Genomic DNA, 6000 nt, shown 5'->3' on the forward strand with positions numbered 1-6000 from the left:
TCTATATAAACTGGAGATACCTATGACTGTTAATAAGATCAACCTGTTCGCCCTGCTTCTTTTATTTATTTTATGTTCCTTTTCGTGTACACAGGAAAAAGCGCAGGGACAGGATAAAGACGGAGAAATTATGATTCCCGATAAAGCCCTGGAAGGCAGCACCAATGCCCCTGAATTCCCGCCTGATAAGATGTGGCTGAATACCGACAGGCCGCTTACCCTGAAGGAATTTCGCGGCAAGCTGGTTTTGCTGGATTTCTGGACATTTTGCTGTATCAACTGTATGCATGTCCTGCCGGATCTGAAGAAACTGGAAGAAAAATATCCCGAGGAACTGGTCGTAATCGGCGTCCATTCAGCCAAATTCACCAACGAAAAGAACTCCGATGCCATCCGCCAGGCCATACTCCGCTATGAGATTAAGCATCCTGTCGTCAATGATAATAATTTTGAAATCTGGTCAAGTTTCGGCGCCCGGGCCTGGCCCACTTTTGTGCTTATCAACCCCAAGGGAAAGATAATCGGAATGCACTCAGGTGAGGGAATTTTCGATCCGTTCGATGAGATTATTTCCAAGGCGGTGGCTTATTTTGATGCCCGGGGCGAATTGAAACGCTCGCCGCTGGATATTAAACGCGAATCCAAAGAAGCCAATATGCTTCTGTCATTTCCGGGAAAGGTCAAGGCCGATCCCGAAAGTAAGCGTCTGACAATAACCGATTCCAATCATAATAGGGTCCTGATAACCAACCCGGATGGCCATATCATTTTTGTCATCGGCAGCGGCCGCCAGGGAAATACCGATGGCGATTTTGCGACGGCGGAGTTCAATCGTCCGCAGGGCGCCTATCTCGATGGCGATAAACTGTACATAGCCGATACCGAAAATCATCTGATCCGCGTTGCCGATCTTGCCGGCAGCAAAGTGACAACCATCCTCGGAACCGGCAAACAGGCCCGAGCCTACAACCAGAGCGGAACCGGTACCGATGTCGCCCTTAACTCACCCTGGGATTTACTGGTTTATGACGGCCGGTTGTATATTGCCATGGCCGGACCGCATCAACTCTGGGAAGCCGACCTGAAAACAATGCAGGCCAAACCATATGCCGGCTCCGGACGCGAAGCGCGAATCGACGGGCCCCTCCTGCAGGCAGCATTGGCCCAGCCAAGCGGAATCACCACCGATGGGAAAAAACTGTACTTCGCCGACAGCGAAACCAGTTCGATTCGATCGGCCGATCTTGACCCGAGTGGCCGGGTGGAGACTATTATTGGCGAGGATTTATTCGAGTATGGTGATGTTGACGGCTCCATAAATAAGGCCCGTCTTCAGCATCCGCTGGGCGTTGTGTATCACGACGATCTTCTTTATATCGCCGATACCTACAATTCCAAAATAAAAATTATCGATCCCGCCAAAAAAACCAGTGTCACCTTTGCCGGAACCGGCCGGTCCGGTTATGCCGATGGTGTTCTGTCAAAGGCACAGTTTAACGAACCGAGCGGCTTGACCGTTCTTGACAATAAATTATATGTTGCCGACGCCAACAATCATCTGATAAGAATTATTGACCTCGATACCAAAATGGTCTCGACCATGAATATATCGGGCCTCGAAAAACTGGCCCGCCGCGATATGGAACAGTTCAGCGGACGTATCCTGGAAATTAAGGAACAGACAATCGCCCCGGGTGAGGATCTCATAAAGCTTACTTTTAAACTGCCGGCAGGCTACAAATTTACCGATCAGGCGCCGTTTTTCCTGGACTGGAAATCCGATAATGCTCAGGTCGTTGACTTCAAAACTTCTCCAATGGATCTCGATCCCAAGCAGTTGACTTCGACCGTACATCTTTTTTTGTCGGCATTCGAGGGAAAGAGCCGGGTTGTTATCGATGCCGTCGTTTATTTCTGCCGGGAAAATTCGACTGTCTGCCTTTTCGATAATGTCCGCATTATCCTCCCGGTCCATGTCATTCAAAATGCCGAAAGCCGGATCGATCTGGGAATCGACATTGTTGTTTCACCTTTATCTTAAATGACATATTTAAAGCTTTGGGTGCGAATAAAAAAAAGCGGCCGTTCGGCCGCTTTTCTATTTCATGAATCAACTATCAGTGTCCGATATTAACCGGATCAACCGGCGGTGGTCCGCCTTTAAACAGGTAGCTGATTAAATAGGCCACATCTCTGATATTGAGCGACATCGAACCATCCATATCGGCTACCATGGCTTCCGGAATCGGCTCCGGTCCTCCCAGGTATAAGAACCGAACCAGATAAGTTACATCCAGAAGGTTGATTTTGCCGTCATCATTGATATCGCCCGATATATGACCCCTGATGTACGTCCAGCCTATGATCTGCGGCGGCCAGAGAAGGCCCTTGTTATAACTCAGGGAGATAGTGTACTTCAAAATGGCATTATCCCAGATCGGGAAATAACTGAGGATAAAGTCGGCCCGATTGAGTGTCATCTTGAGAGCCTCCTGGGTCGAGTCCGTCTCATGGACATATTCGAAAGCCAGCGGGTGTATCGTGCCGTTTATCATGACCGATCCGGTATCGACATCATAAATGCTGTAATCCGATCCCACTTCATAAAGATATATATCGATATAATGTGTATCAATGGAAAATGCCCAGTAAGCATACATCAGCGTCGGCACAATTTCGGTTCGCCGTCCCCCGCAGCCGACGTCAAGCGCGCCGATCAAGTCACCGCAGAAATTATTGTCCGGAGCGCATAGTGAGTTCTGGGCCAGATGAAAGTCGCGGGCGCCAATATTGCAGAACAACGGATCGATGTAAATATTTCCGTCGCTATTCTCAAATTCGGCGATACAATCCGTCCAGTTGCCGAGCGTATTGCCGAAGATGTCGGTGCAGGTGATGATCGGAGTGCAGGAAGCATCGCCACAATAAAAAGCCTGACACTGATCGTTAAAAGCGATTATGCTGTTATTTATAACCGGTGATGATCCGAAGGAACCTCCAATGCACTCGATCACACTGCCCTCGGCGGAACCATTGTTGCGCGTAAGGGTGCAATATTCTATCAGCGGTGAGGCTTCATCGATAGTCATCGCCGTTCCTTTGGGCGAATTGTTGTTGAAGAATTGGCAGTGACTGATTACGGCGCCGGTGAAGGCCATGTATATTCCGGCGGCATGAGCCGCGACCGCGACCGGTTGCGCCACATTATCCCGGAAGATACAGTTCTCGATCAGGGGAGAGCCGTATGAAATATAAATGCATGAGCCGGCTGCGGAACGGTTATTGCTGAAGACACAATTTCTGATCATGGAATTGGAATGTGCCAGCGACATGGCCCCCCCGTATGCGACATCGCCGACGGGAATATTAATGTTATCCGCAAAAACACAGTCCTCAAAGGTCGGAGAGGAATTGTTTATTAAAACCGCCCCGCCGATATTATAGGTGCCGCCTTCGAAATGAAAACCCTTTACCACCGCGGTGGAGTCCTCTCCATTGGTAAAACTGAAGGCCCGGTGCCGGATCGCCTCGGTGCCCTGAACCGCAATGTTGGTAAATTCCGGACCGTTTTCCGACATGAGAACGATGAGCCGGCCGCCGAAATCGAGATCGCGGTTGCCGTTGCCCAGATAGATTCCGTCGTACACCAGAACCGTGTCGCCGTTCGATGAGGCATCGATGGCCGCTTGGATATTCGGAAACTCATTCGGCACCTCATGCACCCGGTCACCGGGGACGGCAAATCCATTTTCATATAACACCCGTGCGAATAAATCCAGTTCCTTCATCACCGTCACCGAATTCAGATGGTCGCTTCCCTGGCCGACAACAATGGCCGCAATAATTTCGGTGCTGTCGCCCGATTCGAAAGTAACCGGCCCGCAATTGAGCATCATGCGACGATCGGCGGGAGAACTGTCCAGATCGCCGGTGCCGGCCACCGGATCGCCCGAATGGACAAAGTTGCTGGGGGAGCCGTTATATATGTATGGCGCACCGCTCTTTGTCAGACCGCGCATAAAATTATAAACTTCCTGCGGATTGTCAGGATCGGTACCGTTGATATATTTGTTGAATGAAGTCATCTTTATATTTTTATAACCCATGAATGCCTGACCCCACATCCGGGCCGTGTCGGCCGGATAACCGGTATATATCATCGGACCCTGCAGGAAATTATATCCGATTGCCGGGGGCGTGCCACCATACTGGCTGTCGTCGTTGTCCGCATTATATGCATAACCGAGTGACAGGAGTGAGTCGCAGCCGATCATATCGTCACCGGCGCCGCCCACGTCGGGATCGACCCATAGCGAGAAATGGCAGGAATCAATGGTATTGGGGCCTTTGTTGCTGATGCGCAGTCTGAAGAAAATGATGTTATCGATTTCATTGTTACGATCAAAGGCGAAAGTCGTGTGCCTTACTTCCAGCCCCAGCGGGTTAGTTAAGCCGGCGTTATTTGCATGACCCGAAGGATCGGCGTCATTGTAAACCGTCCAAAGCATCCGGTCACCGATCATCAGCGGATCGCCCTCATCATCGACCGGCGCTCCCTGGTCCTCGGGCCAGTTGAGATAATCATCGTTGGGATTGTCTCCGAGACTGTCGATATATAGTTTGTACACCCTGAAAGCCGGATCATCGGACATAAAGGTTTCGCCCGACATCGGTCCCGGAACATATTCATCACTGTATTCGGCAAGGGCCACTCTTATATCCTCGCCGACTTTTCCGCCGACCCATAGACCCGAGGCGTACAAAGGCGATTTGGTCTCCATGCCGCTGCTGATGAGGGAAGTGTCAGTGAAAGGGAAAAAAGTGCCGTAGTCGTAACCGAAAAACCCGGAAAGATCCCGTCCGAAATTACCATGATTGGTGACAAACATCAGAATCTTATTGGCATCGATAAAGGTCGTGTTATCTATCGACCTGGTGCCGTCCGGAGTCTGAATCACCGCGTCCGACGGCGGCAGTGAAAATGAAGACACTGCAAACAGAAAAATAAAAACGGCGAGAATTAAAGTCCTTCTCATCTTAGCCTCCCCACAGCTTTAAAAAATGTTCATTATTGCCTTAATAACCAGGATAGTATCCTAAAAATGTTATGGAACAGTATAATTTAATATATATATATTTTAATCGATGTCAATAATATTAAAAATGGCCGATTGGGCGCCCCGCAAGGCTTCCCCGGCAGAATACTAATAGAAATACCAAATCGTCTCAATTTAAATGGCTTTATTTAGCCTAAGGAGTCATTGCTTTAATGAAAAACATATCAAAATATATTGGCTACTTTATTTATTTCGCTGTTTAGCTATCTTCTAGCGCAATTGCAGTTTGGTCTTGTTCACAATTCTATAACAGATTTATCGAAGGTTTTTAATTCTTCTGATATTTGTTCCTTAATATCTTCAATCTTTTTATAGTTGGCAGCCAATTCTTTTTGCTTCCTTAAATCAAATCCACCCCTCTTTAAATTTATGGGGATTCTAATTGTTATGTCGCCTATGCGAGACTTACCAGCTTTATTCGAAAATCCCAAATCCTTTTTTACTGCCTCTTTCTCCAAAACATATTTAACATACAAGTAATCAATTTCCTTTTTGTATTTATCTTTTAGTATTAAAGGTATCACCTTTTCTGACAATGTAAACCGTTCTTGTCTAAAAAATGCCTTGCCAATATAGCCATCTATGTTCCATGTCAAACAATTACTAAAATATTTCACGTTGGGCAAGTTGTCTTTTATTTTACCATAACCAGCAAAGTCTGCATCCTTTGACGCACTATACACGGGAATATTTCCCTTGTTTTCATTTACAAACGCTTTTGTAAATTTACTGCTATTTGTTGTGATAGTAAAATCGAATAATTCTTCAATTAGACATTCATCAAACTGTGAAGTTCCCCCGATTTAGTGGACACGGAGAAAGGATACTATTATTATGATTCTTTCTCATCCTGAGTCCCGAAGGACAGGAGGTGTTCAGATGT

The 6000-nt window shown here is 47.5% G+C and carries 3 protein-coding genes; 1 reads left to right on the forward strand and 2 read right to left on the reverse strand.

Features of this window, described 5'->3' with window-relative positions:
• Positions 1-130: 130 nt before the first annotated feature.
• Entirely contained in the window at positions 131-2041 is a 1911-nt protein-coding gene (locus CVT49_13990; GenBank protein ID PKK82399.1) for a hypothetical protein, read from the forward strand.
• Between the two features lie 76 nt (positions 2042-2117).
• Here the strand turns inward: CVT49_13990 and CVT49_13995 are convergent, their stop codons facing one another.
• Together CVT49_13995 and CVT49_14000 are read right to left on the reverse strand one after the other, a co-directional pair.
• Positions 2118-5036 carry a hypothetical protein gene (locus CVT49_13995; protein ID PKK82395.1) on the reverse strand — a complete coding sequence of 973 codons (2919 nt, stop codon included), beginning with the start codon at positions 5034-5036 and terminating at the stop codon, positions 2118-2120.
• A gap of 317 nt (positions 5037-5353) precedes the next feature.
• Positions 5354-5920 carry a hypothetical protein gene (locus CVT49_14000; GenBank protein PKK82396.1) on the reverse strand — a complete coding sequence of 189 codons (567 nt, stop codon included), beginning with the start codon at positions 5918-5920 and terminating at the stop codon, positions 5354-5356.
• Between the last annotated feature and the right edge of the window lie 80 nt (positions 5921-6000).

The organism is candidate division Zixibacteria bacterium HGW-Zixibacteria-1 (assembly GCA_002838945.1).
Taxonomy (GTDB): Bacteria; Zixibacteria; MSB-5A5; order GN15; family PGXB01; genus PGXB01.

Coding starts and splice junctions, on each gene's coding strand:
- CVT49_13990 (PKK82399.1), top strand. CDS start 131: ATGATTCCCGATAAAGCCCTGGAAGGCAGCACCAATGCCCCTGAATTC.
- CVT49_13995 (PKK82395.1), bottom strand. CDS start 5,036: ATGAGAAGGACTTTAATTCTCGCCGTTTTTATTTTTCTGTTTGCAGTG.